The sequence below is a fragment of the Enterobacter cloacae complex sp. ECL352 genome, assembly GCF_020149545.1.
GTDB classification, from domain to species: Bacteria; Pseudomonadota; Gammaproteobacteria; order Enterobacterales; family Enterobacteriaceae; genus Enterobacter; species Enterobacter asburiae_B.
Genome location: NZ_CP083709.1, coordinates 4,438,482 through 4,463,134 on the forward strand (window position 1 = coordinate 4,438,482; position 24,653 = coordinate 4,463,134).

Sequence of the window (24,653 nt, forward strand, 5' to 3'; positions counted from 1 at the left end):
CAATGAGTTGCATTGATACTTTTAACTAATTATTTTTGCGCGCTAAACATGCATGCCACTTTATATGAAAAAGATCTTTACTCATTTTCCCCGTGAAAAGGAGGCCATACAGTTGTTTTTCGGGAAAGGATTAGAAGGGTTATGACATATTCATATTGCTCGGATTGTATTTTCATTTCACGAACTGAAGCGTCTTTATCTGCATGAGGGAACCAAATTGATGCTGGGATCTTCATTCCTGCTCTTTCCATTGAAACGTTCTGGTTTGCAGCAAGCGATCCTTCTGGAATACATACAACATTGCGTTGTGTGCGAAAGAAGGCTCCGTTACGGCGAGCCGCCGGGCTGGAAAAGGCCCATTTCATGTACCCGTCACGAGATAAAATGAATACGGCATTTTCTTCAGTACATTCAAGCCATTTCAATGCAGCTGCTGTCAGCGATACCCCATAACGAATCGCATACTGGCGTAATACTTCAATATCAACGTCTGGCGTCAACTGTTTCCGGAAGTCATTGAATGGCATCAGTAAGTAAGAAGCAAATAAATCTGCTTCTGATTCAATATTTTTATCTTCCCAGGATAGCATATCATCACTGCTACATCTGAACTCATCACGATTTAGACGATGAAGTATGTAATGTCCCAGTTCATGTGCCTGAGTGAATCGAATTCTACCAGGGGATGTTAAACCGTTATTGTAAAGTAACATCCAGCGGCTTCGGGCTTCATTGGCAATTAATGCACCATCAAATCCTTTGATGTCAACGGGTTCTATTTTTACTATAGGGTCAGCCCATTGGAATAACTCTGCTGCCCCCAGAGACAACTCACCAACGTTAACAGGAAATCGTTCTGTGCCGTGAATCTCACTGAAAGTATCGCAAATTTTTGTTAGCCGAATAGCTGCTTTTTGAGGCGTCCATATCTCTTTTTCGGACATAACTAAAAGTCCTTTTTAAAGGTGTCCAATATTTTTCTTAACTGTGCTTTAGCCTCAGGTTCAAGGTTTTTATAGCCCCGGAAGAAAGCATCATCAAGATGCCTTTCTTCCGGTTCTCGAAGATCATCTTCTAAAAAGAAACTAGTCCCAACTCCCAGTGCATCTGCCAGGGCAGTGAGCTTTTCTGCCGAAGGACGTTGAGACTCGCGATTTTCCAGTTCCCATAGATAGCTTTTACTGAGTCCAGCCATGTCAGCGAGTTTTTCCAGTGTTAATCCACGCTGTTTACGCAAATCGCGAAGTTTTTCGCCAAGACGGGTTGCCATTGTTACATCTCCTCATTTAACTCTTTCATCATTGTACCACTATTCCGAACAAAAAGTTTGACAAGTATGAAAAATGCACTCATTCTTATAAAAAGTTCGCTATACCGAACTTTGTGGCCGACGAAAATGAACATGACATGTCGTCCGGCTTGGATAGAGTGAAGACTTCTAGTGAGGATGAGATGTCAACAGAACATGTCGACCATAAAACTATAGCGCGATTTGCCGAAGATAAGGTAAATCTTCCAAAAGTAAAGGCTGATGATTTCAGGGAACAGGCCAAGCGATTACAGAACAAACTGGAAGGGTATCTTTCTGATCATCCTGACTTTTCATTAAAGCGAATGATTCCATCAGGTAGTCTGGCTAAAGGAACTGCTCTTCGCTCGTTAAACGATATTGATGTGGCTGTGTATATCAGCGGCTCTGATGCACCACAGGATTTACGTGGGTTGCTTGACTATCTTGCTGATAGATTGCGTAAAGCATTTCCTAATTTTAGCCCTGATCAGGTTAAACCCCAGACATACTCTGTAACGGTTTCCTTCCGGGGCTCTGGCTTAGATGTCGATATTGTCCCTGTATTGTATTCGGGGTTACCTGACTGGCGAGGTCATTTGATAAGCCAGGAAGATGGCTCGTTCCTTGAAACCAGTATTCCTCTGCACCTTGATTTCATCAAAGCCCGCAAGCGTGCTGCCCCGAAGCATTTTGCTCAGGTTGTTCGTTTAGCGAAATATTGGGCTCGTTTGATGAAGCAAGAGCGACCGAATTTTCGCTTTAAATCGTTCATGATTGAATTGATTCTTGCAAAATTACTGGATAATGGTGTGGATTTCTCGAATTATCCGGAAGCTTTACAGGCATTTTTTTCCTATCTGGTGAGCACCGAATTACGTGAACGCATTGTCTTCGAAGATAATTATCCTGCGTCAAAAGTAGGCACGTTGTCAGACTTAGTGCAGATCATCGATCCCGTTAATCCTGTTAATAATGTTGCTCGTTTATATACGCAGTCTAATGTGGACGCCATCATTGACGCCGCAATGGATGCCGGTGACGCTATTGATGCTGCATTCTATGCACCAACCAAGCAATTAACCGTAACCTATTGGCAGAAAGTTTTCGGTTCTTCATTCCAGGGGTGAAATCATTATGTCTTCTTATAGTTATACGGTAGCAGAGACGCAAACTTTCAGCGTAACCCACGCTCGTCACATGGCTGCTAAAGTTGCAACTGACTTGCGGCGCATGCAACGTTTTTATGGTTACCCCAGTGATGCCGACATTGAAGCATACGAAGAAGAATTGGTTGTGTTTCTTAAGGCTGGATATTTGGGTGAGGTCTCTTATGGTTTTCAGAAAAATAATAACTGGATCGAGCCGACCCTTCGATATACCGCAGGCGACTTGCTTGGCTCAGGAACAGATGACGATCCCGGAAAAATCCGCCCAGGAAAAGATGTATCGGGTGCATCCTTCTACAGTTTTATGACTTATAGCTCGAAATATCTGAATGCTACTCAATCGGAAAAAGATACTGCTTTGAAAGATCTACCATTCAAACGGGTTGGTGCCCAGTCTCCAGGGATTAATGGCTACCTCGAAAATGATAAGACTTACTCGGCCGGTGGCCGCTCCCTCACTCGCACTAGCGTAAGGAATTTTGTATGAACGTAAAACCATCACTTGATGAATTGTTTGAGCGGCGTATTAACTTCCCTGACTTTGAGCCTCAGGAGCGTCTGGCTCGTTTAGTTGGTCTTGATGAGCACAAAGATCGATTATCAAAAATATTAGGCTTGCTTGTAAATCCTTATGGGATTCAGGAATGGGCCAAAAAATATCATCCAGATGCTCGTGCGGCTGTTGATACAGTACTCAGACGGCCACCTTTAGTTGTATTGGCTGGGGACGTGGGCTCAGGTAAAACAGAGCTGGCGGAAACCATTGGTGATGCTGTAGCCCGGCAGGAAGATATTGATATTACGTTGTATCCTTTGAGCCTTGCTACCCGAGGGCAAGGTAGAGTTGGCGAAATGACTCAGCTGGTTTCAGCTGCATTTGATTACACCATTGAGGCCGCAGATAAATTAAAAAACACGAATGGAAAAGCTCGTGGTGCGGTTTTGCTGCTGATTGATGAAGCTGATGCATTGGCTCAGTCCCGGGAAAATGCCCAGATGCACCATGAGGATCGTGCTGGTGTAAACGCTTTTATTCGCGGAATAGACCGGATCGCCAATCAGAAACTACCAGCGGCAGTTCTTATGTGTACTAACCGGTTGAAAGCTCTCGATCCAGCTGTCCAGCGTCGTGCTGCTGAAATTTTAACATTTTCCCGGCCAAATGATGAACAACGGCACTATTTGCTGCATTCAAAACTTACGGGATTGGGGTTAAATTCCACGGCGGTAGAAGAATTAGTCAGGTTAACCGGTCCAAGGGACCCTAATTCTCCTGGATTTACTTTCTCAGATATTACGCAGCGGCTAATCCCATCAATAATTCTTGCGGCCTACCCATATAATGCAGTGTCAGTCCATTCTGCGCTACAGGTAGTCAATAAAATGACACCAACACCCGCATTTATTGACCGCCAGTAATATAGAACAGATAAAAGCCCATAAATAGTATTATGGGCCATGCATGCTTATGCAGCGTATAAATATTAATGAATAAAGGAATCCATTATGTCAGATTGGTCGCTTTCTCAACTATTTGCATCGTTACATGAAGACATTCAGCTTCGACTGGGAACTGCACGTAAAGCTTTCCAGCATCCCGGGGCTAAAGGGGATGCCAGTGAAGGAGTATGGATTGAAATGCTTGATACATATCTTCCCAAACGCTATCAGGCAGCTAATGCTTTTGTAGTTGATAGTTTGGGTAATTTTAGTGATCAGATTGATGTGGTTGTTTTTGACAGGCAGTACTCACCATTCATTTTCAAATTTAATGAACAAATAATTGTTCCAGCAGAAAGTGTCTATGCGGTTTTTGAAGCAAAGCAATCTGCGTCAGCAGATCTTGTTGCTTATGCACAGCGAAAAGTTGCAAGTGTTCGCAGACTTCATCGTACCAGCCTTCCAATTCCGCATGCTGGCGGGACATATCCAGCAAAACCACTCATTCCAATTTTGGGAGGGTTACTTACTTTTGAAAGTGACTGGAGTCCTGCATTGGGGATGTCGTTTGACAAAGCCCTCAATGGGGATTTATCTGATGGACGACTTGATATGGGCTGTGTTGCATCGCATGGGCATTTTTACTTCAATAACATTGATAGCAAGTTCAATTTTGAACATGGAAATAAACCAGCTACCGCTTTTCTTTTCAGGCTTATTGCGCAACTTCAATTTAGTGGCACTGTGCCAATGATTGACATTGATGCCTATGGAAAATGGTTGGCTAATTGAATGCTGGTTTATTTCTTATTTATTTCGAGAGGATTTGTTTTTTAGATTGTAATTCAGCATTTCATTGATGGTTGTCAGTTTTAATACTCTAAGCTGAAGTTAGTGGAACTCACTTCATAATACTTTGTTATCGTTCAGCTTTTCATGTTGCCTGGGAACGCTATCTGCTATCGCCACTTTCGTAGAACGTCATTCCCGCTTTGTTATGCTGGCATATCTATGCTGCAGGGTATGTGCCGTGCATATCATGAAAGAAGCATTAATTGTTGATTATTTCGTCAGTAACACTTCAAATGGTATAATAAAATAACCAAATGAAGGAATAAGTATGACCATGAAAGTTTTTTCTCCCTCGGTACCCCATACTCAGCCACGGGATCTCTGGAATGTTGTTGGCCTGGAGGAACATAGCGGCATAGCGCTGATGGATAAAATTAATCAGGGGCTGGAAGGCGAAGTCGCTAAGCGTATTTCTGCCTGGGCACAGATCACACCGGCTGAACTGAGGAAAATGTCGGGCATCCCCAACACCGCATTTAACCGTAGCATCAGGGATCGGTTTACAGCCGACCAGAGTGAGCGGATCGTTCGCGTCATCCGGGTCTTAACCCATGCAGTTAAATTGTTCGAAGGAGACAAGGATGCAGCTCAGCACTGGCTTAACGAAAATAACAGGGCTCTGAGCTGGCAAAAACCTGCTGACGTTCTGGCGTCAGAAACTGGAGCACTGGAAGTGATGCGTCTCATCACCCGTATTGAACACGGCGTCTATTCATGATCCTCTACAGGCTGACCAAAACGCGCTGTCAGATGTCGGCATGGCCCGAACCAGGCGCGAAAGAGGCAGGTGTCCGCAGGAATAGCGTGGGTACTGAAATGGTCTACCTGTCTGGAGCAGCATCATTGATGATGCTGGGAACACTGGTGCATCTGAACGCGTCGCAGTTGAACGATGATTTTACCCTCACAGGAAGCACTGAAGTCCTTGATAGCCAGGTAATGGCGTTTGATATAGACATGTTCCATCTGGGTAGGATGAGACGTTGTTTTAGTCGTCGTAAAACAATGCGCCCTGCATTTCCCGAGCGCCAGGGCGGGACTGCATGGCAAGATGGATTATAGCGTTCAGGATTTGCTGTGTAGCCAGGATACAGCTGAGACATTCGACAAATTTTTCATGCCTAAGTAAAGACGAGTATCTCTTTTCCAGTGCCAGCAAATATTTCGCTTCGCCCGATGACTTTAATATATCAATACGTCGAATTTGGCAGATGAAACGATAGTATTTTCTCCCGCAAATTGCAGTTCTGTTCTTCAAGCTTTTTCAGTTCCCGTTCAATCAGAATAATGGTTGTAATAAGGGCTGTTTTGTCCTTACTGGCAAGAAGGTGAGCCCGCCGTAGTTCTGATGCGGTCGGGTCATTAAGAGCCTTGCTTAATGAAATATGTTTTTTGTGACTACCATTTTTTGATAAAGAGTGTTTTTTATATAGTGCATGACATTGCTTGTTCCTCAGTATAGTAGAAGCGGACACACCTTTACCCGCAGGATCTATGTCTTTTGATGCTTGTGCAATGGTAGTGAGGCTAATCCTCTGCTTTCCTGCCAATAGTTCATCAATCGCGCCTTCAACCAGCGATACACTGTTTTCAATACGCCCGCGCTGCCAGGTAAGAATGCCATTCATATTTTTCTTTGCCATATTGTGTATTTCACAAAAGTTAAAATGGGGGCTGTAAATGACGTCTGATGGAGTCAACCTGCTCAATCAGATCCATTTCTTCCAGCATGTCGTTACAACTTCCAATAATTTCTCGCGCTTTTCTCTCTTCCGCCGGTAATTTCTGTTCTCTGGACAGAGAAGCCATCTTTGACCAGGCCTCTCTGTAAATTAAAACATCACTGCGTTTGGCTGGGTCCGGGGCGTTCCCTGCACAACCAATGCAGGCAAACTTGGCCGGGCATGCGTTAGCGATAGTACAGCATCCACCGATAACCGGTATTAATGCACCAACTTTACCCACGGCTTCTGTAAGTTGCTGAGATATCTCATCTTTAGTGCGTATATGACTCTTGGTATAATCATGGCGTTGTGTGAAGATTTGTTGTTGTAGTTCAATCAGTTGAGATGGTGTATGTCTTGCATAATACTCAGTGACGTTGACATCTTTTTGCTTCATCAACTGCGCCAGAACATCCAGCGGTGTATTCAGCGTGCGCATTTCAGTTGCAAAACTATGCCGGAGCAGATGACTGGTGACCTTTATATTCTCTCCGGCTGAAGTTTTTAGCGAAAGACCGTGTAACATGAAGGAAAGTGCGCCATTGATATTTTTTTGAGTAAAGTGTTTTTCATCATTTTGCCAGAGGTAGCTGGCGTTTTTTAATTTTGGCCCCAGACATGCGGCTGCTTTAATTACAGAAAATTTCTGCATTCTGCTTATCTGATAACGCCACCATTCATACAAACTTTCCATGCATTTATTATCAATATAAAAAGGCTCCTCTTTTGTTCTCCCTTTAGGTACTGCATTAAATAATATACATTCTTTATTCTCTGTCAGATTCAATCGATAAAGATGCTCAGGTACCAGCCTTATCTGCAGGAACTCATGCGCCCGAGCGCCAGTCTTTGACATTATCTGCACGGCAGAATGCGCAAGCAGAGCGTCTGTCATTAAAATTTCAATAGGGATAAATATCAGACCTAAATCTTTACTCAATAAATATTGCCATCGACTGGTCGTGGGGCCGTATGGCGTCGTTATTGGTCCCTGAAAAGACCTCTTTGAGACACCATATCGGCTAGTGATTTCAGATGAGGGAGAACCTGATAACGCAGCAAGAGTGATGAGTTCGATGAACCAAAGCCCTTCAACAGGCTGATGATGTTTATCATAACTTCCCTCAAAAGTGACAAACTTAGCATCTTTGTTGTGAATGGTGTGAGAGGGATCAATATCGCGCCATGAATAGGTTTTTTTTGCTGCAACCGGTTCATGTGCTTGTCTCAGTAACATCGCATCCCAGACTTTAAACCTGTGGGTATATGTCTGCTCTGCCCGATTTTCCATAATAACAGATTCTGTATACTCAAATAAAAGGGGGACATTTTTTGCAGATTGTTCAAACAGTATAAAAGCCTTGTCAATCTCCTGTTGAAGCCGATTAATCTGTAACTTTCGCCTTTCCACAAAATCCCGAAGAAAATAAAACTTCTGATGTAAAACAGCTGTTTTAGACTTCCTTTTATGTTTTTGTTCCTGCGAGACCTCTCTGTGCAATGTGGATTTTTTCCAGAATAGATCATCTGACAGACGCGGCAGAGTAAAAGGTAAAAATATTTCCCGCTGATTTTCACTGAGTTTGCTTAGATAATCACCTTGCTTGACTAACAATCGAAAATAAGTCTGAATTATTCGTGCCCGCTGTCCGGCATTGTCTTCAGGAATTAACTCTCCCTGATGGTATGCTTTAAAAAAAGACTCATAGTCAAGTTTGTCTATATCATTCAGCCCCATTGCATAGAGAAATCTGGACATATAATAGAAAAAGGTTATGTCATTCACTCTGTTACTGTAACAAGTTGCCATAATGAAAAATGCAGTATTCCTGAGTCTCGGTTGTTTAATTTCATAAATCATACGTACCTGCGAGTCAGTCAACGGTTTACCCGTTGTAGATGAATCTAAAAATGTTAGCGGTATGGTATGAAGATGTGGATGGACTGTGGATATAAGTTCGCTTAATGGGATGGTTTTCCAGATCCTTCTTCTGGCAATTTTAGTATTATTGCTTTCCTCCCATTTATTGACCATCTCTTTTACTAACCGATAATCCAGGTTAATTAAATTTGTTATATCTGAATGAGTTACTTCACATTTGTTTCTAACTAAATATTCAATGACCAGAGTAACTTTTTTTGCTCTTATTTCTCGTGATTTCTTCGAATTTTGAAGAGGATATCGGAAAGTGGTTACTGTTCTGTTCCATTCAAAGTAGGCAAGGTCATCGGAGACATCCTCGTCAAGCAAACTTATAGCCAGTTCGTTTGCATAAGAATGCCCATATTTTGATATGATATGCAAATCAACATTATAGCGTTCTGAAATTTCAGATGTTTTAAATTCTTCACCCTGAAACTTACAAAAATCGTATAGCCGGTAAATGTGTTTTTTACGTTCTTGTTGTGACAACTGTAACACAGATGTGGATAATTGAGACAAATCAAAAGAAGGTTTCGCACATTTTATTTTTTCCGTTAGAATAAAAATTTGCTCTTCGTTGGAACTGCATTGCGATTTTATTTTTTGTATATAATTTTCATTGCCATTTCTAAGCCCATCCTCGATGCAATAAATTATGTAGCGGTACTTTATTTCCAGGGCGTATCTGCTGCTTCGTATGAAAAATTCGAATGTCAGATAGTCTCGTTCCCATGCAAGAAATGATTGATTACATACGGCCGGGGCGTAGAGGAGTTTAGCAACTATGTTTTCAATATAGGGCATTACATTTTTTTTCAGTTCAAATCGTCCGGTACGCACCCCGGGTAAGTCTTCAACTCTGAACCATACTCCAAATTCCTGACGCTTGATAAGCTCGGAGAATAAAGTATGGTGGTGCAATGTGACGGATAAATTTTCGCCGTTCATAATTTTTCTCCAAACATTTCCTTTAGCATTAACGAAACATGACTTTCCTTATGATCAGATAAGTTAGAAATGGTCGGCGCCTCAAGCTGTTTGCTTTCGATAGATGCATGGATTGTGCTGGCCAATAGCGGTAAATCATGACGTTGCCGGGCTTGATCGTAGGCTGGAAGCATATCCGACCGCCATCCCATTAATACCTGCAGAGCACCACGCTTTTGCAGCAAATCAGCTTCTGACTCAGCGCTGCGGTGAATTTCATTTAATGCCATAGTGACAAACCAATGCCGTATCTGATGCGTTCGGATATTGAGTCCGGCAGCTGTGAGCACTGGTGTCCATCTGTATCGTCTGAAATAATCTGAAGTTAACGGGTGCCCCCTTTTTGTCACGAAAATTGGTAACGGCTGAATATTGCGAGACGGTAAATCAATACGACCGCTGAGATAAGCCTGCAATTCAGGTCTGTCATTTCGGATATAGCGCAGCAGGATCTTTAACGTTTTATCGGTAATGATAATATTCTTGACTCGTTTTCCACGACTTCCTTTGTTTAACGCAATGAATGTGTTGCGAAATCCACTGATCTGCCAGTCCTGTAGCGTCAAAGAGCAGGCCTCATGTATCCTGCAGCCAGTATCAAAAATTATTCTAACAATGGCTGTGTCCTGCAGGCTCCAGCCCCCCGATTCACCAGCCTTTAGCACGCGTCCCATCAGCCCTGGATCGTCTAAATATTCTGGAGTCCATTCATTATCTTTGATTCTGTAATACGAAGAGGCCAGTCGTAAGGGACGCCAATGGTCAACACCGCTGTTTGATGGCATCGGTAAACGCTGATTAAGTTTCACAAACTCATTAAGCTGCCGTTCACGGATCCCTGAAATAATATTTTTGGCCTCAGGTAGATCAAGGGGATGCGGATAGGTATAGCGCTGTATCGCGATTAAAAGCTGATAGAACGAGCGCAGAGCCGCCAGGAGATGATTTATACGGTAGGTTTTTCCCCAGGTAACCTGCACTTTGCGAATATCCTCACCTGAAAGACCTTTCCCAAAAAATAAGGTACAGTGCAACTGACTTGTGAGGAAATATTCAAGTACAGCGCGAACCTGAGCGCTGTTACCCAATAAATCCCACTGTTGACGCCTTACTACCTCGTTCTGCTCTGCCCATGAAAAAAACACTAAAAGATAACGAACGTAAACTTTAACAGTGTTGGCCGAGTGATATTTTCCTGCATGGCATGCGTAGAGCGTTAACTCTGTGTGTGGGAGTCCCAGAGAGTTAGTGATATGAAAGGGAAAATTGCTGCTACCTCGATGTAACCGAAACATAGATGCCTCTCACTTATGCTGGCAGCATATGGTAATTGCATTGATGTAACTGAATTGTTTATGAAGTGTACAACAACAGTGTTACATAGCAAAGCTGGCCAACTATGCGGCGAAACGCTGGGCCAGCACGGGCGGCGTGGTCGATCTCTCAGGCCGCGAGCGGCAGCGTAAGCTGCTGGAAAAGGTTCCGGTAGAGGAGGTGTGGGGCGTAGGGCGGCGCATCACGAAAAAGCTCAACGCTATGGGCATTACCACGGCGCTGGAGCTGGCGGAAGCGTCGTCCTGGGTCATCCGCAAACATTTCAACGTGGTACTGGAGCGGACGGCCCGCGAGCTGCGCGGTGAGCCCTGTCTTGATCTGGAGGAGTTCACCCCCACCAAGCAGCAAATCATCTGTAGCCGTTCGTTTGGACACCGTATTACCCAATATGAAGAGATGCACCAGGCCATTTGCGCCTACGCGGAACGCGCTGCGGAAAAACTGCGCGGCGAGCATCAATACTGTTGTTTTATCAGCGTGTTTGTGCGCACCAGCCCGCACGCGGATAACGAAATTTATTACGGCAATCAGGCTTCCGTCACCCTGATGACGCCTACCAATGACTCACGGGATATCATCCGCGCCGCCACGGAGGCGCTGGGGCGTATATGGCTCGACGGCTATCGCTATATGAAAGCCGGGGTCATGCTTGCGGACTTTTTCAGCAGCGGCGTCGCCCAGCTTAACTTGTTTGACGATAATCGCCTGCGCGCCAACAGCGCGGCGCTGATGGAGATGATGGACAGCCTGAATCATTCCGGCAAAGGGAAGATATGGTTTGCCGGGCAGGGTATTGAGAAATCCTGGGCGATGAAGCGTGAGATGCTGTCACCGGCCTATACGACGCGGTACGCTGATTTGCCGGTGGCGAGGTAGACGATCGTTGCGTTATTTCTTTTGCGTCAACCAGGTTGCCGCAGCCGTCAGCACGCCAATCCACGGCATTTGGCCCGCACCGGCCAGGAAGTTATGGCGATCGATCTCATTATTTTTACGGATATCGGCAAGCCGAGTAAGCGCCTCTTTTTCATCCGCGGCGCCAATCTCCTCAAACTGTTTTTCAAACCCCTGAGCGATGAGCTGAGCGGCCGCATCGGTGTTTGCGCTCTCGATCGCAATGAGGTTCGGGCCTTTTTGGAAAAAACAGTAATCCGGCATAAGTGCTCCAGAAAGAGGAGGATACGGTAAAAACACTCTATTCCTGGTGGTTAAAAAATGCACGTCATTTACGGCGGAAACAATCATTTTTTCTTGAGTATTTCAGGCAGTAACTGCTCGATCACGCTGACGACCTTTCTGACGCGCTGCGGAATAAAGCGGGCGTCAGGGTAGACGGCATAGAGGAAGCGATCGGGTAACCGCCAGTGGGGCAGCACCGGTACCAGCGTGCCCGCCTGCAGCGCCCTGGCCACGAGCGGTCGCTGCATGCCGCCGATACCCATGCCGGATTCCAGCGCCTGCAGCAGCGCGTCGCTGGTGTTGGCACGGAAAACGGTATTCACGTTGATCTCGACCGTTTCCTCGTCGGAAATCAGGCGCAGAGGGGCATCCAGCGGAATACCGCTGAACCGTACGTGTGGCAGCGACGTCAGTTCGCTGACGGCGTGTACCGCCTGAAAACCGGGAGCGGCAAACAGCGCGGCTTCAATACGCGCCAGCACGCGAGCCGCGTGCGCCTGCGGAGGCTCACTGCCCAGCCGTATCGCGACATCCACGCCCTCCGTCACCAGATCGGCAAGGCGGTCATCCAGGGAAATCATCAGCTGCAGTTCGGGATGCAGGCGCTGTAGCGCCAGCAGATGCGGCAAAATGATCTGCCCCAGGCCGCTCGGCAACTGGACATGGACGCGTCCCTGAACGCGATGGTCGGCAGGATGTAAACGCCTTTCCGCTTCCCCCATGGCGTCCAGCACAAGCTGCATATCACGCCGGTAACGTTCACCCTGTTCGGTCAGCTTCATCGTACGCGTCGTACGGTGCAGCAGCACCACGCCAAGCTCATCCTCAAGTGCCGCGATCTGTTGACTGACGGCGGACTGCTTAATCCCGGTCTGACGGGCGGCCGCCGAAAACGAGCCGGCTTCAGCGACGCGTAGAAAGGTGGAAATGGCGGTGAGCTTATTATTCATTTAATGATTCTGCTTATAAGTGCCATCGGTTTCAGGGGATATCTCCAGAAAAAATAATAGATCACACTGCGTCTGTCACCCTTTGCGGAGAAACACCATGAATAAGATGCAGCAACACAACGTCGCCCTGGTCGCGGGCGCCAGCGGCATTGTCGGCAGACAGCTGGTCAGCACGCTTCTGCACCATCAGTGGGAGGTAATCGGCCTCAGTCGCCGCGAGGTAACCCATCCGGACGGCATTCCCATGGTGAACGTCGATTTACTGGATGCGCAGGACACCGCAAGGGCGCTGCACGCCCTGAACGGTGTTACCCACATCTTTTACAGCGCCTGGGCGAACGCGGCGAACTGGACGGACATGGTTGAGCCGAACGTCACCATGCTGCGCAATCTGGTCAGCACCCTCGAAAAAACGGCACCTTTGCAGACGGTCAGCCTGATGCAGGGGTACAAAGTCTATGGTGCGCATCTGGGGCCGTTTAAAACCCCGGCGCGGGAAAGCGGCCGGGTGCCGAATTTAACGCCGCGCAGCTCGCGTGGCTCAGCCAGTTTCAGCGGGGGAAAGGCTGGCACTGGAATGCCATCAGGCCGGGCGTGGTGGGGAGCCCGGTACCGGGCAATGCCATGAACCTTGCGCTGAGCATCGCCCTGTACGCCTCCCTGTGCAGGGCGCAGGGTTTACCGCTGCGCTTCCCCGGTTCGGAACAGGCCTGGCACAGCATCGTCGACCATACCGACGCCGGGCTGCTGGCCGAGGCCACGGTGTGGGCCGCCGCGTCACCTGCGGCACAGAATCAGGCGTTCAACGTGAACAATGGCGATATCTGGCGCTGGAGCGAGCTGTGGCCGCGCATCGCACGCTGGTTTGAACTGGACTCTGCGCCGCCGGTGAGTCTGTCATTTCATCAGCTGTTTAACGACTATCGCGGCGTATGGCGCGAGCTTGCCGAAGAACGGCTGGTGGAAGCGGATATTTTGCAGCTGAGCGACGGGCATTTTGCCGATTTTGTCTTTGGCTGGAATTACGACATGTTTGGTGACGGGAGCAAGCTGCGCAGGGCGGGCTTCACGCAAATGCAGGCGACCGATGAGATGTTTTTCAGCCTGTTCGCGCAGCTGAGAGCCGCGCGGATTATTCCCTGATGAGCCGGGCGTCCTGGGGCAGGCCAGGACGCCGGGTGCTTACTCAACCGTTAACGCATTCACAACCTCGGCCACGCTTTTCACGCTGCGGATGTTCCCAATCCCCGTGCCGAGCGCGATATAGCCTTCATCGGTATTATCTTCCAGCATGCCCAGGCGCAGGCCCCGTAATCCTCCCATCGCCTTGCCCAGCGCGTCGTTGCTTGCGCCAGCTTTATCCATCGCCGCCAGTTTTTCCGCCAGCTTGCCGGGAAGAGCGCGGTAGTAATGGGGCACGGTGCGGAAAAGCAGCAAATCGAGACCGTTGGCGGCAACGATTTTCTCTTTGACCCCCTGCGGCACGCGGCTTTCTTCCGTGCTGATAAAGACCGACCCGGCAAACACGCCTTCCGCACCCAATGCATGGGCCGCTCTGGCGGAGCGATTGTCGGTAATGCCGCCCGCGGCCATCACCGGGATGTGCTTCACGGCATCGGCAATCAGCGGCACGATGGAAAAGGTGCCAAGCACCGTAGCGGGTAACGTCCCGCCCTCATCAAAACCGGTGGCGACGATAATGTCAGCCCCCATTTCTTCTGCGAGGCGGGTGTTCTCAGGCGTTGGGTTGATATCGCGGTAGATAATAGCGATACCCGCCTCTTTTAACTCGCGGAACAGCGCGGGAATAATGCTGCCTTCCCCGTAGCCCGTATACACCACGGCCCTGACGCCTTCGTCTTTCACCACCTGAAGAATAGGCCCTGTCCATACGTCATTAACGGCCGTGGGGATCAGGTTCACGCCAAAGGGTTTCTCGGTCAGCCGTTTGGTTTTACGAATTTCTTCGCGCATTTTTTCGGCGGTTTCTTCCGGCGTGGAGACCGCGGTGTCGGCGGTTAAACCGGCATTGGGCCCCAGCACGCCGAGCCCTCCGGCATTGCTGACCGCAGCAACTAAACGGGCATCCGTGAGCCAGGATAACGGGCCCTGAATAACAGGTTTTTCGATGCTCAGGATCTGACAAATACGGTTATTTTTCATAGCAGACTCTCCCTTACGTTTGAATGGGGAAGAGTGTAGGGCGCAGGATTGTTAGGAAAAATAGCCAAAAAGATTCATCACTGTTATAAAAGTAATAACAATAATATTATTCTGCTCGCGGCAAAAGCATTCCTTATGCAAATAAACCTCTTTGAATCTATTCGAATTTTTATTGAAATTGTCGAGTCAGGCAGTCTTAGCCAGGCGGCGGAGAATCTGCAGATCCATCGTCCGGCAGTCACCAAAGCGTTACAGCTTCTGGAGCAGCACAGCGGCACGCGGCTACTGCAGCGCACAACGCGTCGGATTAGCCTGAACCCGGATGGGGAAGCCTTTTATCGCCGGAGTAAACCCCTGCTGGCGCAGGCGGACGAATTGCTGGAGTCGTTTGGTACGGACCGGGCAATACACGGCCAGCTGCGTGTGGATATGCCGGTCTCTTTTGCCACGCTGCGGGTGATACCTAATCTGCCTGATTTTTATCGTCAGCATCCTGAGATCGACATCATTCTGAGCAGCTCTGACCGCCGTCGGGATATGCTGCGGGATGGCCTGGACTGCGTGCTGCGCGTGGGAGAGCTGGAGGACGGTGACTACATCGCGCGTAAAATCGGGAACATCAAAATCACGACCTGCGCCAGCCCGGCCTGGCTGGCAAAGCACGGTACGCCAGAAACGCCGGATGATTTACGCAAACATCAGGCCATCAACTGGATTAATAACCGCAGCAGACAAATTCATCCGTGGACGTTTACCACGCCAGAAGGCATCGCGGAAATTACCCTGCCCGGTAAGCTTGTCGTGGATAACTCCGAAGCTTACATCGCGGCAGGTCTGGCCGGGCTGGGGTTAATGCAGGGGATGAATCTCTTTCTCCAGCCTTACATTGACCGCGGTCTTCTGGTTGAAGTCCTGCCGGACTATCGTTCGCCGGACCGCAAGCTGTCACTGCTCTACCCACACCGCCACCTCTCCCGCAAGGTGCGGGTCTTTACCGAGTGGCTGGAGAGTCTGGTGTGAAAGCGGCCAGCTCGTGACACAGCGCGCCAATCTGTTCCACGGCGTTCAGCAGGCGGGGCGTGGGTTCGTTTGCGCAGTTCAGCCGCAGAAAGTGCGTTAACTCGGCTGCAGGGGAAAACAGGGGGCCAGGGCTGACGCCAATGCCCAGCGCCAGCGCGCGACGATGCACCTCCAGCGCGTTGACCCGCTGAGGCAGTTCAACCCACAGCAGGAAACCGGCAGCGGGCACGTTAACGCGCGTACCGGGGGGAAAGCTCGCCTTGACCTGCGCCACGACGGCGCGAACGCCCTCTGCGATCCGGCGCTTCAGCCGCCGCAGATGGCGATCGTAGTCGCCGCTCGCCAGAACGTCGCTCGTCGCCGCTTCCAGCAGCGGGGCGCCAGCCCATTCTCCGGCCATGCGGGCCTGTAAGACCTGCGGGGAGTAACGTCCGGCGGCGATCCAGCCGATTCGCCATCCGGGCGCAAGCGTTTTGGACAGGGAACTGCAGTAGATCACATTCCCGCTCTGGTCGAACGCCTTGCAGGCCGGAGGGCGTTGCCCCTCGCCGACCAGGTCACCGTAAACATCGTCCTCAATCAAAGGAATTTCAGCCTCTTCAAGCAGGGCAACCAGTTCCTGCTTGCGCGCGACGGGCATGCTGGCACCCAAAGGGTTTTGCACGGTGGGCGAGGCCAGAACGGCCGCAGGGCGGTGGTGGCGAATGGCGTCCGCCAGCGGTTCCAGCAGCAGGCCTTCCACAGGGTCGGTGGGGATCGCTAAAGCCTTCAGGCCTAAATCCTCCAGCAGCAGGAGCGTGCCAAAGTAGGCGGGCTGCTCAATCGCCACGACGTCACCCGGCTGGCACACGGCCCGAAGGGCCAGGCGCAGCGCCTGCGTCGCGCCTGCGGTAATAATGAGATCGTCCGCGCCGAACCGGGCTCCCCACTGGGCAGAGCGCGCGGCAATCTTGCTTCGCAAATCCCGCCTTCCCGGAGGCAGGCTGTAGCTCTGTCCATGCGCGTCCAGACGACGGCCCGCAGAGTGCAACGCCCGCTGCAGGGCATCTCCCGGCAGCCACGCGGGATCGGGCAGGGCGGCGCCCAGCGGGATCAGCCGGGCTTCTGCACTGCTGAACAGCGACCGGGCCACGGCGGACAGGGTGACGGGGACCGGGCCCGGCGTGGAGCGCGCGGGCTCCGCGCGCGGAGGCTGGCTGGTCTGGCGGATGTAATAGCCTGAACGCGGGCGCGCAACGATCAGCCCTTCAGCCTCAAGGCAGCGAAGGGCCTCCAGCGCCGTCGGAAGGCTAACGCGCTCGCGTTCGGCCAGTTTGCGCGCGGAGATCATCCTGTCACCGGCGCGCAGCGCGCCGGACGTAATGGTAAGACGCAGCATATCCGCAATACGGCGATAGTGAGGAGAGGACTGGGACGGGGCAGACATGGGTAACTGTTCAGGCTAATTTTCGATAAAACTGACTATACAGCCAATGATGCGCGCCATCTATAGTGTCCGGCATGTTCAGGACAAGGAGGCATTATGCACAGCGATAACTTCAACATTTCCACCTATTTCAACCGCATAAACTATACCGGACCGGCGGCTGCCGATACGGCCACCCTGCATGCGCTGATGCGCCATCAGCTCTTTTCCGTTCCCTTTGAAAATCTGGACGTGCAGGCGGGCAAAGTTGTCTCGCTGGCGCCAGACGATATTGCCGATAAGGTGTTAACGCAGGGGCGCGGCGGCTACTGCTATGAGGTAAACGGGCTTTTTGCCATGGCGCTGGAGGCGTTAGGGATCCCTTACCGCTTCGTGGCGGCGCGCCCGATGTTCTACCCCGCGCGGCGGCCGAAAACCCACATGGCGATCGTCGCTGAGGTAGATAGCCGACAGTGGCTTTGCGACCTCGGGTTCGGCAGCTACGGCATTCGTGCGCCGATGGCGCTGGACACGCTTGATGTGGATATCACGCAGGATTTCGACACGTTCCGACTGAGCCGCAGCGCGGAGGGCGAGTATCTGCTTGAGGCGAAGGTTGAGGGAGAGTGGGCCCGGCAGTACGGCTTTGATCTCACCCCTCAGGAATGGATTGACTTCGTTCCGGCCAACTACCTTAACTCCACGCACCCGGATGCCATCTTTGTGCAGAAGCGGGTGGTGGTGCAGCACAGCCCGGAGGGACGCCAGATTTTACTGGGCGATATGCTGAAAACCATCACGGCGAACGGCACTAAAACGCGGCAGCTGGCGGAGGATGAAATCCGCCATGTCCTGAAAGACCTTTTTGCGCTGACCGCCGCGTAATCTGCCGGGAAACGGTGGAGCCTCAGCGCAGCCCGTCTTCTGCGGCTTTGCGCTGAGTTCCCCACTGTAACAGCAGGCTAAACGACGCGGGTAATACGGTCAGCGTCACCAGCGTCGCGACCAGCAGCCCGCCGATAATCGCATAGGCCATTGGCCCCCAGAAGACCTGATGAGAGATCGGGATCATGCCCAGAATGGCGGCGCAGGCGGTCAGGCAGATGGGTCTGGCCCGGTGCTCCGCGGCCGCCATAATTGCGGCATCGTTTGCCATTCCCTGAGCAAGATTGCTGTCAACCTCGCTAATCAGTATCACCGCGTTGCGCACGATCATCCCCGCCAGGGCGATGACGCCCAGCAGCGCGACAAACCCCATCGGCGTGCCGCCGGGCAGCATAGCCAGCACGATCCCCGGCAGGCCAAACGGGGCCATCAGGAGGGCCAGCAGCATCCGGGAATAACGCCGCAGCTGAAGCATCAGCAGCAACAGCATGAGGACCAGCGTTACCGGAAGAACGCTAAAGACGGAGCTGTTCCCCTTGTCCGATTCGGCAACCGCGCCGCCCTCTTCAATGCTGTAACCTGCGGGCAGGCTCGCGCGCAGCTTGTCGACCGCCGGACGAAGCGCCGCGGATACCGCTTCAGCCTTCAGCCCCGGGGCAAGGTCCGTTTGCACCGTGATGAAGGGCACGCGCTGCCGACGCCAGACGACCGGATCGTCCACGCCCCAGACCGGCGTCGCGACGGCACTGAGCGGAATTTTTTTACCGTCATTCCCCTGAATCGTGAGCGAGGAGAGGGTGGAGGTGCTGTGACGTGCATCGTCCGTGGCCCGCAGCACCACGTCGACAAGGCGGTCGTTATCCCTGATGGAGGTAACAACGCTGCCGGACCAGACGGTGTTCAGCGTGCGGGCGAGGCTTTCTGACGATACTCCCGCCGCTCTGGCCGCCGTCTGATTCACCTTAAGGGTGATGACCCTCTCCGGCTCTCCGGCCGTCTGGTTAACGTCGCGTGAGAACGGAGACCGGCCAATCGCGTCCGTGAGACGGTTCGAAAACGCCCGAACCTGCAGATAATCTGGCCCGCTCACCCGGTATTTGATGGGCCAGCCGACGGGCGGCCCCAGCTCAAGGGGCGACACGCGCGTGATGATGTCGCTAAACTGCGTCGCCAGGATCCTGTTGAGCTGAGCATGCAGACGATCCCGCGCCTCAAGATCTTTAGCCACCACGACCATCTGGGCGATATTTTCATTTTCCAGCAGCACGTCCATCGGCAGGTAAAAACGGATGGCTCCCGACCCGACGTACGTCGAATAGCGATCGATGTTGCCGTTGCCTGCCAGCGCCTTTTCCAGCTTTTCCACCTCTCTTAACGTTTCCGGCTGCGACGCGTTGGCCGGAAGCGTCAGGCTGACCAGCAGCTCTGGCCGGTCCGAAGCGGGGAAAAACTCGCCCTGCATAAACGTTGTGCCGTACGCTGACAGCCCCAGCGCGACAAGCGCAATCAGCACGGTAGCGAGCCGGTGGCGCAGTGCCAGGCGTAAAAGCCGTCCGTACCCGCGCGCGATCCTGCCGGGGCCTGCCGCGTGATGTCTGACTTTTTCCGGCAGCAGCCACGTGCCCGTCAGCGGCGAAAACAGGATCGCGACAGCCCAGGAGCAGAGCAGGGCAATGAGCACCACCGCAAACAGGGAAAAACAGTATTCACCGGCGCTGGAGGCCGCAAAACCAACGGGAATAAAGCCGGCAATCATCACCAGAGTACCGGTGAGCATCGGGAAGGCCGTCGTTTTGAACGCATGCGTGGCCGCGTGCCGACGGGAATCCCCCGCTTCCAGCCGGGAGACCATCGTTTCGACGGCGATCATGGCGTCATCCACCAGCAGGCCCAGGGCAATGATCAGCGCCCCGAGCGAGATACGCTGAAGGCCGATGCCGGCGAGCATCATGCCGGCAAACGTCATGGCGAGCACCAGCGGAATGGCCGTCGCCACCACCAGTCCGGCCCGTAACCCCAGCGAGACAAATGAAACCGCCAGCACGATAACAACGGCTTCGATAAGCACCCGGATAAACCCGCTTACCGCGTCACTGACCACCGCTGATTGGTCGGCAACTTTCACCATCTCGATACCGTGCGGCAGCCCGGCGCTGAGGGCCGCCATTCTGGCATTCAGCGCAGCGCCGAAACGCAGCATGTTGCCCGTTGGCGCCATCGACACCGCCAGCCCGATAGCCGGTTTGCCGTTCACCCGGTAGGCCGGGGCCGGTGGCTCGGCGATTTCCCGGGTGACGGTGGCAATGTCGGTCAGCGGAATATAGCGATTGTTCACGTGCAGCGTGACGGCGCGTAAGCTCTCCTCGGTCGTGAGCGCTCCGCTGACCTTGATCGCCATGTTCTCTTTTTCGGTACGCATTGTTCCTGCCGGGACAACGGCGTTTTGCGCCCGGAGGGCGTCGGCGACCGCCTGAATATCGAGCCCCATCCCGGCCAGGCGCGCCGGAGAAAAGGCGAGAACCCACTGCTCCTGCTGTTCGCCCAGCAGGGTGGTTTTGCCTATATCCGGCAGGGACATGAGCTCGCGCCGTATTGTCTCTACGCGATCCCGCACCTCCCGCAGGGTAAAACCTTCGGGAATAAAGGCGTAAATTGTACCGAACGTGTCGTCAAACTCGTCGTCCACGGCAGGACCTTGCACCCCTTCGGGCAGGGACGGCGCGATGTCCTGCATTTTTTTGCGAACCTGATACCAGATATCCGGCACGCGTTGCGGGGGCGTATCGTCACGGAGGTTGACGTGGATAACGGTGCGTCCGGCCCGGGTTTCACTTTCGAGATAGTCCAGCCAGGGCGTTTCCTGCAGCTTTTTTTCAAGCGTATCGGTCAGCAGGCGGGTGGTATCCGCCACGGAGGCTCCCGGCCACTGCGCGGAGACGACGGCCGTTTTAATGGTAAAAGCCGGATCTTCGTTACGCGGCAGCTTCTCATAGCAGAACACGCCCATCGCAATCACCAGCAGCATGAAAAAGCTGACCATCTGCTGGTTCTTCAGCGCCCAGGCGGAGAGGTTAAATTTGGCTTCCGGTACTGTGTTCATGGCTGAACCTCTCCGGCAACCACCGGCTCGCCGGATCGTAATGTGCTCACGCCCGCCGTAATCACCCTGTCGCCCGGCTCAAGGCCGGAGGCAATCATGACGGAGGTGGCCGTATAGCTCGCGGGCACCACCGCGCGCAGCTGCGCCCGCGACTGCGGGGTAATCACAAAAACGGCCGGTTTGTCGCCGATGCGGGTCAGCGCCGAGGCGGGAAGGGTGTAGCCGCGCGGGGCAGACGATGGCAACGTGACGGTTACGCTGGCGCCCAGCGCCATGGCCGCCGGCGGGTTTTGCAGGGTGGCCCTGACGCGCCAGGTGCGGGTCTGAGGATCGGCCTGCGGCGTGATATCCCGCAGCACGGCAGACGCCTGCACCGACGGGTCGCTGAGGAGGGAAACCCGCAACTCCGCCTTATCCAGAGGCGGGATCGCATCCGGAGTGGCAATATCAAACGCCACGTCGCGGGCTTCACTCGTTGCCAGCGTCAGCACGGACTGACCGTCGCTGACAACCTGCCCCGCAGAAGCGTTCACGGCGGTGATGACGCCCGCCTGCGGCGCGATCAGGCGCGTCCAGCCGAGGCTTTCGCGGGCATTTCGCCACGCGGCCTCGCTGCTTTTTAAGCGCGCGCGGGCGACAAGCCAGTCCGCACGGGCGCTGTCGAGCTGCGTGCGGGCTATCGCGCCCGTTGGCATGAGCTTTTGCATTCGACTGACGTTAAGCGCGGCGACCTGCGCCGAGGCTTTAGCACCTTCATAGTCGGCCGCCGCGCTGTCGAGCTGGTTTTGCCCGGTCGTGTTGTCAAGCGTGGCCAGCAGCTGTCCGGCAGTGACCCGGTCGCCAATATCAACGCTGCGCGTCAGTATCCGGCCCCCGGTCCGAAAGCTCAGGGTCGTTTCATCGCGGGCATGGATCTCACCGGTTCTTTCCAGCGCGGGAAGGGTTTGGGCGGTGCCAACGACGACGTAGCGTACCGCTCGCGCCGGGTCGGGCTTATTTTCGTGTTTATCACCGCAGCCGGTCAGCGGAAAAATCGCCAGCGCAAGCAGGGCCAGGGGAAGAAAATGCAGCCAGGAAAGGGTGCGCGCCACGCCGTACAAATGATGCAGGCAGTGGCGGAGGGAGAGAAAAAATTCGTCTGACATAACGCCGCTCCATAAAGGGAATGGCGTTATTAAATGCGCGCTACGTCGAGAAAGATTCGATGTTCTGTCAAGGCTTTATCAAGAGTGAAGATTTTCATTACCGGACGGATGGCAGGGCAATAAAATGCGCACGGCGAGGCCGCCGGTTTCCGGTAATGACGCGCTAATCTCACCCCCATGCGCCTCACAAATCGCCCGGGCGATGGATAAACCGAGGCCGCTGCCGCCGGAATGCCGCGCGCGGGACTGCTCCTCGCGGCTAAAGCGTTTAAACATTTCCGGTAAGAACTGTGGCGAGACGCCCGGCCCGTCATCGGTAAATTCGAGGATGTAGCGCCCGCTGGCGTAGTGCAGCGCCACCTCGAGGTGGCCGCCATCGCGTCCGTAACGTAGCGCATTTTCCATGAGGATGGTAACGACCTGTCCAAGACGGAACGCATCGCCTCTGAAGGGGCTGGTGCGCGGGTTGCGAAGCGTTATCCGAAAATGATGCGCGTCAGCCTCGGGCATGATCCAGGCAGCCCGCTCCTGAATCAGCTCATCCAGACAAAACGGCTGGTCCTCCAGCACGAGGTTACCCGCGTCGGCGAGCGAGAGAAGGTGAAGCTCATCGGTGAGGCGGTTGAGGTGCTGGAGCTGTTTCATCACCATGCCGAGCTGCGCCGGGCTGGCGTCAAACACGCCGTCTAACATGCCCTGCAGACGCCCGATGGCGGCCGTCAGGGGCGAGCGCAGCTCGTGCGCCATCGCAACGTGCGAGGCGCGGAGCTCTTTTTCATAGCGGGCGAGCTGTCCCGTCATGGAGTTAAAGTCGGTCGCAAAGCTGACCATTTCAGCCGGCGCATCCTTGATAAGTTCCGCCTGGCGGCCAAACTCCCCGTCGGCGACATCCTTTGCCGCATCGCGAAGGCGGCTGAACTGCAGCGCCAGCGGCCGGGCGTGTTTGAGCCCCATCACCACGATAAACGGGATCATCACCAGCACCAGCAGGGCCACCGTGGCCCAGTCGGCTGAGGCGATAGATGGCGTGGAATAGCTCAGGCCCCACCAGGTGTCCACAATCGAGTGGAAGCGGGCCGGATTGGCCTGCGGGTTCTGGCTGAGCGTCAGAAACTCCTGGCGGACCGCCGCTGGCATTTTGCCCATTATCCAGTAGTTCTGTACCGCATAGCGCAGCCACATGCAGGTGGCAATGACGATCACGCTGCCGATAGCCAGCGCTAAGATGCGCGCGCAAATCCAGCGCCACAGAGAGGAGTGCTGATTTTTAATCATGGCTGTCTGAACCTGTAACCCACGCCGCGAACGTTGATCAGCACGCCGGAGATCCCCGCCGCTTCGAGTTTTTTACGCAGGTTATAAATATGGGTGTCCACCACGCGCTCCAGCGCCTCGCTTTCCGGCAGACAGTGCTCCAGTAAATACTGGCGGGAGAACGGGTGCGCCGGAGAACGCAGCAGCGTTGCCAGAAGCGAGAATTCCGTTGGCGTAAGATCGAGCATCACGGGCGCGTCGCCGCCGTTATCCACGCTCGCCACAATGGCGGCAACGTCCACCTCGAGCGTTTGCCAGCGAAGGATCGCTTCGTCCGTCTCTTTTTTACTGCTGCGCCGCAGCACCGCCTGCACCCGAGCCACCACTTCCCCCGGATGATAAGGCTTCACAACGTAATCATCGGCACCGTACCGCAGGGCACCAATGCGGTCCGGGGTATCCCCCATGGCCGTGACCATGATCACCGGCACATCGCTTTTACGACGCAGGCCAGCCAGCACCTCGGTGCCGTTAAGCCCCGGCAGCATCACGTCCAGCAGGATGAGGTCGGGCTTCCACCGCTGCGCCATATCCAGCCCGGAATGACCGTCTCCGGTAATGGTCACGTCGTAATTTTCCCGCCGTAAATAGGCCTCGAGCACGCCGGCCGCATCGGCGTCATCTTCAATAATCAGCACTCTTCTGGACAACATCCGTTCACCTTGACCATTTCTTAACACTATCCCGACGATTCATTGATTCAGCCAAATCATACTGCGCCAACGTTGTGTGGCCGCCCCCGTATCAGGAGGCGCCAGCGTCCGTATGGAGAG

General features: G+C 52.9%; 21 protein-coding genes and 2 pseudogenes. 10 read left to right on the forward strand and 13 right to left on the reverse strand.

The features are described from left to right. Positions 1-77 precede the first annotated feature (77 nt). On the reverse strand, positions 78-944 hold the full coding sequence (locus tag LBF07_RS21965) for an ImmA/IrrE family metallo-endopeptidase (protein WP_001290439.1): 867 nt from the start codon (positions 942-944) through the stop codon (positions 78-80). Between the two features lie 2 nt (positions 945-946). Continuing rightward, positions 947-1,270, reverse strand: coding sequence for a helix-turn-helix domain-containing protein (locus LBF07_RS21970; protein WP_001515173.1), 324 nt, complete (start codon positions 1,268-1,270; stop codon positions 947-949). Between the two features lie 182 nt (positions 1,271-1,452). Between LBF07_RS21970 and LBF07_RS21975 the strand changes: the two genes are divergently transcribed. From LBF07_RS21975 to LBF07_RS22000, 6 genes are all read left to right on the forward strand, one after another. Then, positions 1,453-2,418, forward strand: a complete 966-nt coding sequence (locus LBF07_RS21975; RefSeq protein ID WP_224435093.1) for a CBASS oligonucleotide cyclase — start codon at positions 1,453-1,455, stop codon at positions 2,416-2,418. Between the two features lie 7 nt (positions 2,419-2,425). Further along, positions 2,426-2,944 carry a CBASS phage resistance system CD-NTase-associated protein Cap7 gene (gene cap7, locus LBF07_RS21980; RefSeq protein WP_000100572.1) on the forward strand — a complete coding sequence of 173 codons (519 nt, stop codon included), beginning with the start codon at positions 2,426-2,428 and terminating at the stop codon, positions 2,942-2,944. Beyond that, positions 2,941-3,876 carry a CBASS phage resistance system CD-NTase-associated protein Cap6 gene (gene cap6, locus LBF07_RS21985; protein ID WP_001101343.1) on the forward strand — a complete coding sequence of 312 codons (936 nt, stop codon included), beginning with the start codon at positions 2,941-2,943 and terminating at the stop codon, positions 3,874-3,876. The genes cap7 and cap6 overlap by 4 nt, the downstream gene beginning before the upstream one ends. Before the next feature lie 87 nt (positions 3,877-3,963). Then, positions 3,964-4,689, forward strand: a complete 726-nt coding sequence (gene nucC / locus LBF07_RS21990; RefSeq protein WP_001286625.1) for a CBASS effector endonuclease NucC — start codon at positions 3,964-3,966, stop codon at positions 4,687-4,689. Positions 4,690-5,017: 328 nt separating this feature from the next. Next, positions 5,018-5,467: an antitoxin Xre/MbcA/ParS toxin-binding domain-containing protein gene (locus LBF07_RS21995; RefSeq protein WP_000178098.1), complete on the forward strand. Its 450-nt coding sequence runs from the start codon at positions 5,018-5,020 to the stop codon at positions 5,465-5,467. A gap of 86 nt (positions 5,468-5,553) precedes the next feature. After that, complete coding sequence (locus LBF07_RS22000; RefSeq protein WP_223174908.1) at positions 5,554-5,811, forward strand: toxin-antitoxin system, toxin component; 258 nt, start codon at positions 5,554-5,556, stop codon at positions 5,809-5,811. Positions 5,812-5,939: 128 nt separating this feature from the next. Here the strand turns inward: LBF07_RS22000 and LBF07_RS22005 are convergent, their stop codons facing one another. The 3 genes from LBF07_RS22005 to LBF07_RS22015 are packed head-to-tail and all read right to left on the reverse strand — an operon-like array spanning position 5,940 to position 10,679. Continuing rightward, positions 5,940-6,392 (reverse strand): hypothetical protein, encoded by a 453-nt coding sequence (locus tag LBF07_RS22005; protein WP_001085381.1) that lies wholly within the window; start codon positions 6,390-6,392, stop codon positions 5,940-5,942. A gap of 19 nt (positions 6,393-6,411) precedes the next feature. Next, complete coding sequence (locus tag LBF07_RS22010; RefSeq protein ID WP_001515174.1) at positions 6,412-9,345, reverse strand: site-specific integrase; 2,934 nt, start codon at positions 9,343-9,345, stop codon at positions 6,412-6,414. Then, positions 9,342-10,679, reverse strand: coding sequence for a site-specific integrase (locus LBF07_RS22015; RefSeq protein WP_001515175.1), 1,338 nt, complete (start codon positions 10,677-10,679; stop codon positions 9,342-9,344). The genes LBF07_RS22010 and LBF07_RS22015 overlap by 4 nt, the downstream gene beginning before the upstream one ends. A gap of 82 nt (positions 10,680-10,761) precedes the next feature. Between LBF07_RS22015 and umuC the strand changes: the two are divergent. Then, positions 10,762-11,595: pseudogene (gene umuC, locus LBF07_RS22020) on the forward strand (translesion error-prone DNA polymerase V subunit UmuC); the annotation flags it as partial. A gap of 12 nt (positions 11,596-11,607) precedes the next feature. Here the strand turns inward: umuC and LBF07_RS22025 are convergent. Together LBF07_RS22025 and LBF07_RS22030 are read right to left on the reverse strand one after the other, a co-directional pair. Then, positions 11,608-11,877, reverse strand: a complete 270-nt coding sequence (locus LBF07_RS22025; protein WP_058840731.1) for a hypothetical protein — start codon at positions 11,875-11,877, stop codon at positions 11,608-11,610. An 83-nt stretch (positions 11,878-11,960) separates the two neighbouring features. Next, positions 11,961-12,848, reverse strand: a complete 888-nt coding sequence (locus LBF07_RS22030; RefSeq protein WP_094935356.1) for a LysR family transcriptional regulator — start codon at positions 12,846-12,848, stop codon at positions 11,961-11,963. Positions 12,849-12,945: 97 nt separating this feature from the next. On the opposite strand from LBF07_RS22030, the pseudogene LBF07_RS22035 reads away from it, so the two are divergent. Beyond that, positions 12,946-13,991 (forward strand): annotated as a pseudogene (locus LBF07_RS22035) (SDR family oxidoreductase). A gap of 39 nt (positions 13,992-14,030) precedes the next feature. On the opposite strand, the gene LBF07_RS22040 reads toward LBF07_RS22035, so the two are convergent. Further along, complete coding sequence (locus LBF07_RS22040) at positions 14,031-15,011, reverse strand: nitronate monooxygenase family protein (RefSeq protein ID WP_094935355.1); 981 nt, start codon at positions 15,009-15,011, stop codon at positions 14,031-14,033. A gap of 135 nt (positions 15,012-15,146) precedes the next feature. Between LBF07_RS22040 and LBF07_RS22045 the strand changes: the two genes are divergently transcribed. Beyond that, positions 15,147-16,031, forward strand: coding sequence for a LysR family transcriptional regulator (locus LBF07_RS22045; protein WP_094935354.1), 885 nt, complete (start codon positions 15,147-15,149; stop codon positions 16,029-16,031). Here LBF07_RS22045 and LBF07_RS22050 read toward each other — a convergent pair. After that, a complete protein-coding gene (locus LBF07_RS22050) occupies positions 16,003-17,457 on the reverse strand; it encodes a PLP-dependent aminotransferase family protein (protein ID WP_094935353.1) in 1,455 nt (484 codons plus the stop codon). The two genes, LBF07_RS22045 and LBF07_RS22050, sit on opposite strands and share 29 nt — an antisense overlap. A 96-nt stretch (positions 17,458-17,553) precedes the next feature. Between LBF07_RS22050 and LBF07_RS22055 the strand changes: the two genes are divergently transcribed. Further along, positions 17,554-18,321, forward strand: coding sequence for an arylamine N-acetyltransferase (locus tag LBF07_RS22055; RefSeq protein ID WP_094935352.1), 768 nt, complete (start codon positions 17,554-17,556; stop codon positions 18,319-18,321). A 22-nt stretch (positions 18,322-18,343) separates the two neighbouring features. Here LBF07_RS22055 and LBF07_RS22060 read toward each other — a convergent pair whose 3' ends face one another. The 4 genes from LBF07_RS22060 to LBF07_RS22075 form a co-directional block, all read right to left on the reverse strand. Then, positions 18,344-21,421: an efflux RND transporter permease subunit gene (locus LBF07_RS22060; RefSeq protein ID WP_094935351.1), complete on the reverse strand. Its 3,078-nt coding sequence runs from the start codon at positions 21,419-21,421 to the stop codon at positions 18,344-18,346. Beyond that, a complete protein-coding gene (locus LBF07_RS22065; RefSeq protein WP_094935350.1) occupies positions 21,418-22,566 on the reverse strand; it encodes an efflux RND transporter periplasmic adaptor subunit in 1,149 nt (382 codons plus the stop codon). Before LBF07_RS22065 ends, LBF07_RS22060 begins: the two co-directional genes overlap by 4 nt. A 78-nt stretch (positions 22,567-22,644) precedes the next feature. Further along, positions 22,645-23,841: a cell wall metabolism sensor histidine kinase WalK gene (locus tag LBF07_RS22070; RefSeq protein WP_094935349.1), complete on the reverse strand. Its 1,197-nt coding sequence runs from the start codon at positions 23,839-23,841 to the stop codon at positions 22,645-22,647. After that, entirely contained in the window at positions 23,838-24,533 is a 696-nt protein-coding gene (locus tag LBF07_RS22075; protein ID WP_029739347.1) for a response regulator, read from the reverse strand. Before LBF07_RS22075 ends, LBF07_RS22070 begins: the two co-directional genes overlap by 4 nt. Positions 24,534-24,653: the final 120 nt, after the last annotated feature.

Excerpts from the sequence above, each read along its gene's own strand:
- LBF07_RS21965 (WP_001290439.1), bottom strand. The coding sequence starts at position 944 with ATGTCCGAAAAAGAGATATGGACGCCTCAAAAAGCAGCTATTCGGCTA.
- LBF07_RS21970 (WP_001515173.1), bottom strand. The coding sequence starts at position 1,270 with ATGGCAACCCGTCTTGGCGAAAAACTTCGCGATTTGCGTAAACAGCGT.
- LBF07_RS21975 (WP_224435093.1), top strand. The coding sequence starts at position 1,453 with ATGTCAACAGAACATGTCGACCATAAAACTATAGCGCGATTTGCCGAA.
- cap7 (WP_000100572.1), top strand. The coding sequence starts at position 2,426 with ATGTCTTCTTATAGTTATACGGTAGCAGAGACGCAAACTTTCAGCGTA.
- cap6 (WP_001101343.1), top strand. The coding sequence starts at position 2,941 with ATGAACGTAAAACCATCACTTGATGAATTGTTTGAGCGGCGTATTAAC.
- nucC (WP_001286625.1), top strand. The coding sequence starts at position 3,964 with ATGTCAGATTGGTCGCTTTCTCAACTATTTGCATCGTTACATGAAGAC.
- LBF07_RS21995 (WP_000178098.1), top strand. The coding sequence starts at position 5,018 with ATGACCATGAAAGTTTTTTCTCCCTCGGTACCCCATACTCAGCCACGG.
- LBF07_RS22005 (WP_001085381.1), bottom strand. The coding sequence starts at position 6,392 with ATGGCAAAGAAAAATATGAATGGCATTCTTACCTGGCAGCGCGGGCGT.
- LBF07_RS22010 (WP_001515174.1), bottom strand. The coding sequence starts at position 9,345 with ATGAACGGCGAAAATTTATCCGTCACATTGCACCACCATACTTTATTC.
- LBF07_RS22015 (WP_001515175.1), bottom strand. The coding sequence starts at position 10,679 with ATGTTTCGGTTACATCGAGGTAGCAGCAATTTTCCCTTTCATATCACT.
- LBF07_RS22025 (WP_058840731.1), bottom strand. The coding sequence starts at position 11,877 with ATGCCGGATTACTGTTTTTTCCAAAAAGGCCCGAACCTCATTGCGATC.
- LBF07_RS22030 (WP_094935356.1), bottom strand. The coding sequence starts at position 12,848 with ATGAATAATAAGCTCACCGCCATTTCCACCTTTCTACGCGTCGCTGAA.
- LBF07_RS22040 (WP_094935355.1), bottom strand. The coding sequence starts at position 15,011 with ATGAAAAATAACCGTATTTGTCAGATCCTGAGCATCGAAAAACCTGTT.
- LBF07_RS22045 (WP_094935354.1), top strand. The coding sequence starts at position 15,147 with ATGCAAATAAACCTCTTTGAATCTATTCGAATTTTTATTGAAATTGTC.
- LBF07_RS22050 (WP_094935353.1), bottom strand. The coding sequence starts at position 17,457 with ATGTCTGCCCCGTCCCAGTCCTCTCCTCACTATCGCCGTATTGCGGAT.
- LBF07_RS22055 (WP_094935352.1), top strand. The coding sequence starts at position 17,554 with ATGCACAGCGATAACTTCAACATTTCCACCTATTTCAACCGCATAAAC.
- LBF07_RS22060 (WP_094935351.1), bottom strand. The coding sequence starts at position 21,421 with ATGAACACAGTACCGGAAGCCAAATTTAACCTCTCCGCCTGGGCGCTG.
- LBF07_RS22065 (WP_094935350.1), bottom strand. The coding sequence starts at position 22,566 with ATGTCAGACGAATTTTTTCTCTCCCTCCGCCACTGCCTGCATCATTTG.
- LBF07_RS22070 (WP_094935349.1), bottom strand. The coding sequence starts at position 23,841 with ATGATTAAAAATCAGCACTCCTCTCTGTGGCGCTGGATTTGCGCGCGC.
- LBF07_RS22075 (WP_029739347.1), bottom strand. The coding sequence starts at position 24,533 with ATGTTGTCCAGAAGAGTGCTGATTATTGAAGATGACGCCGATGCGGCC.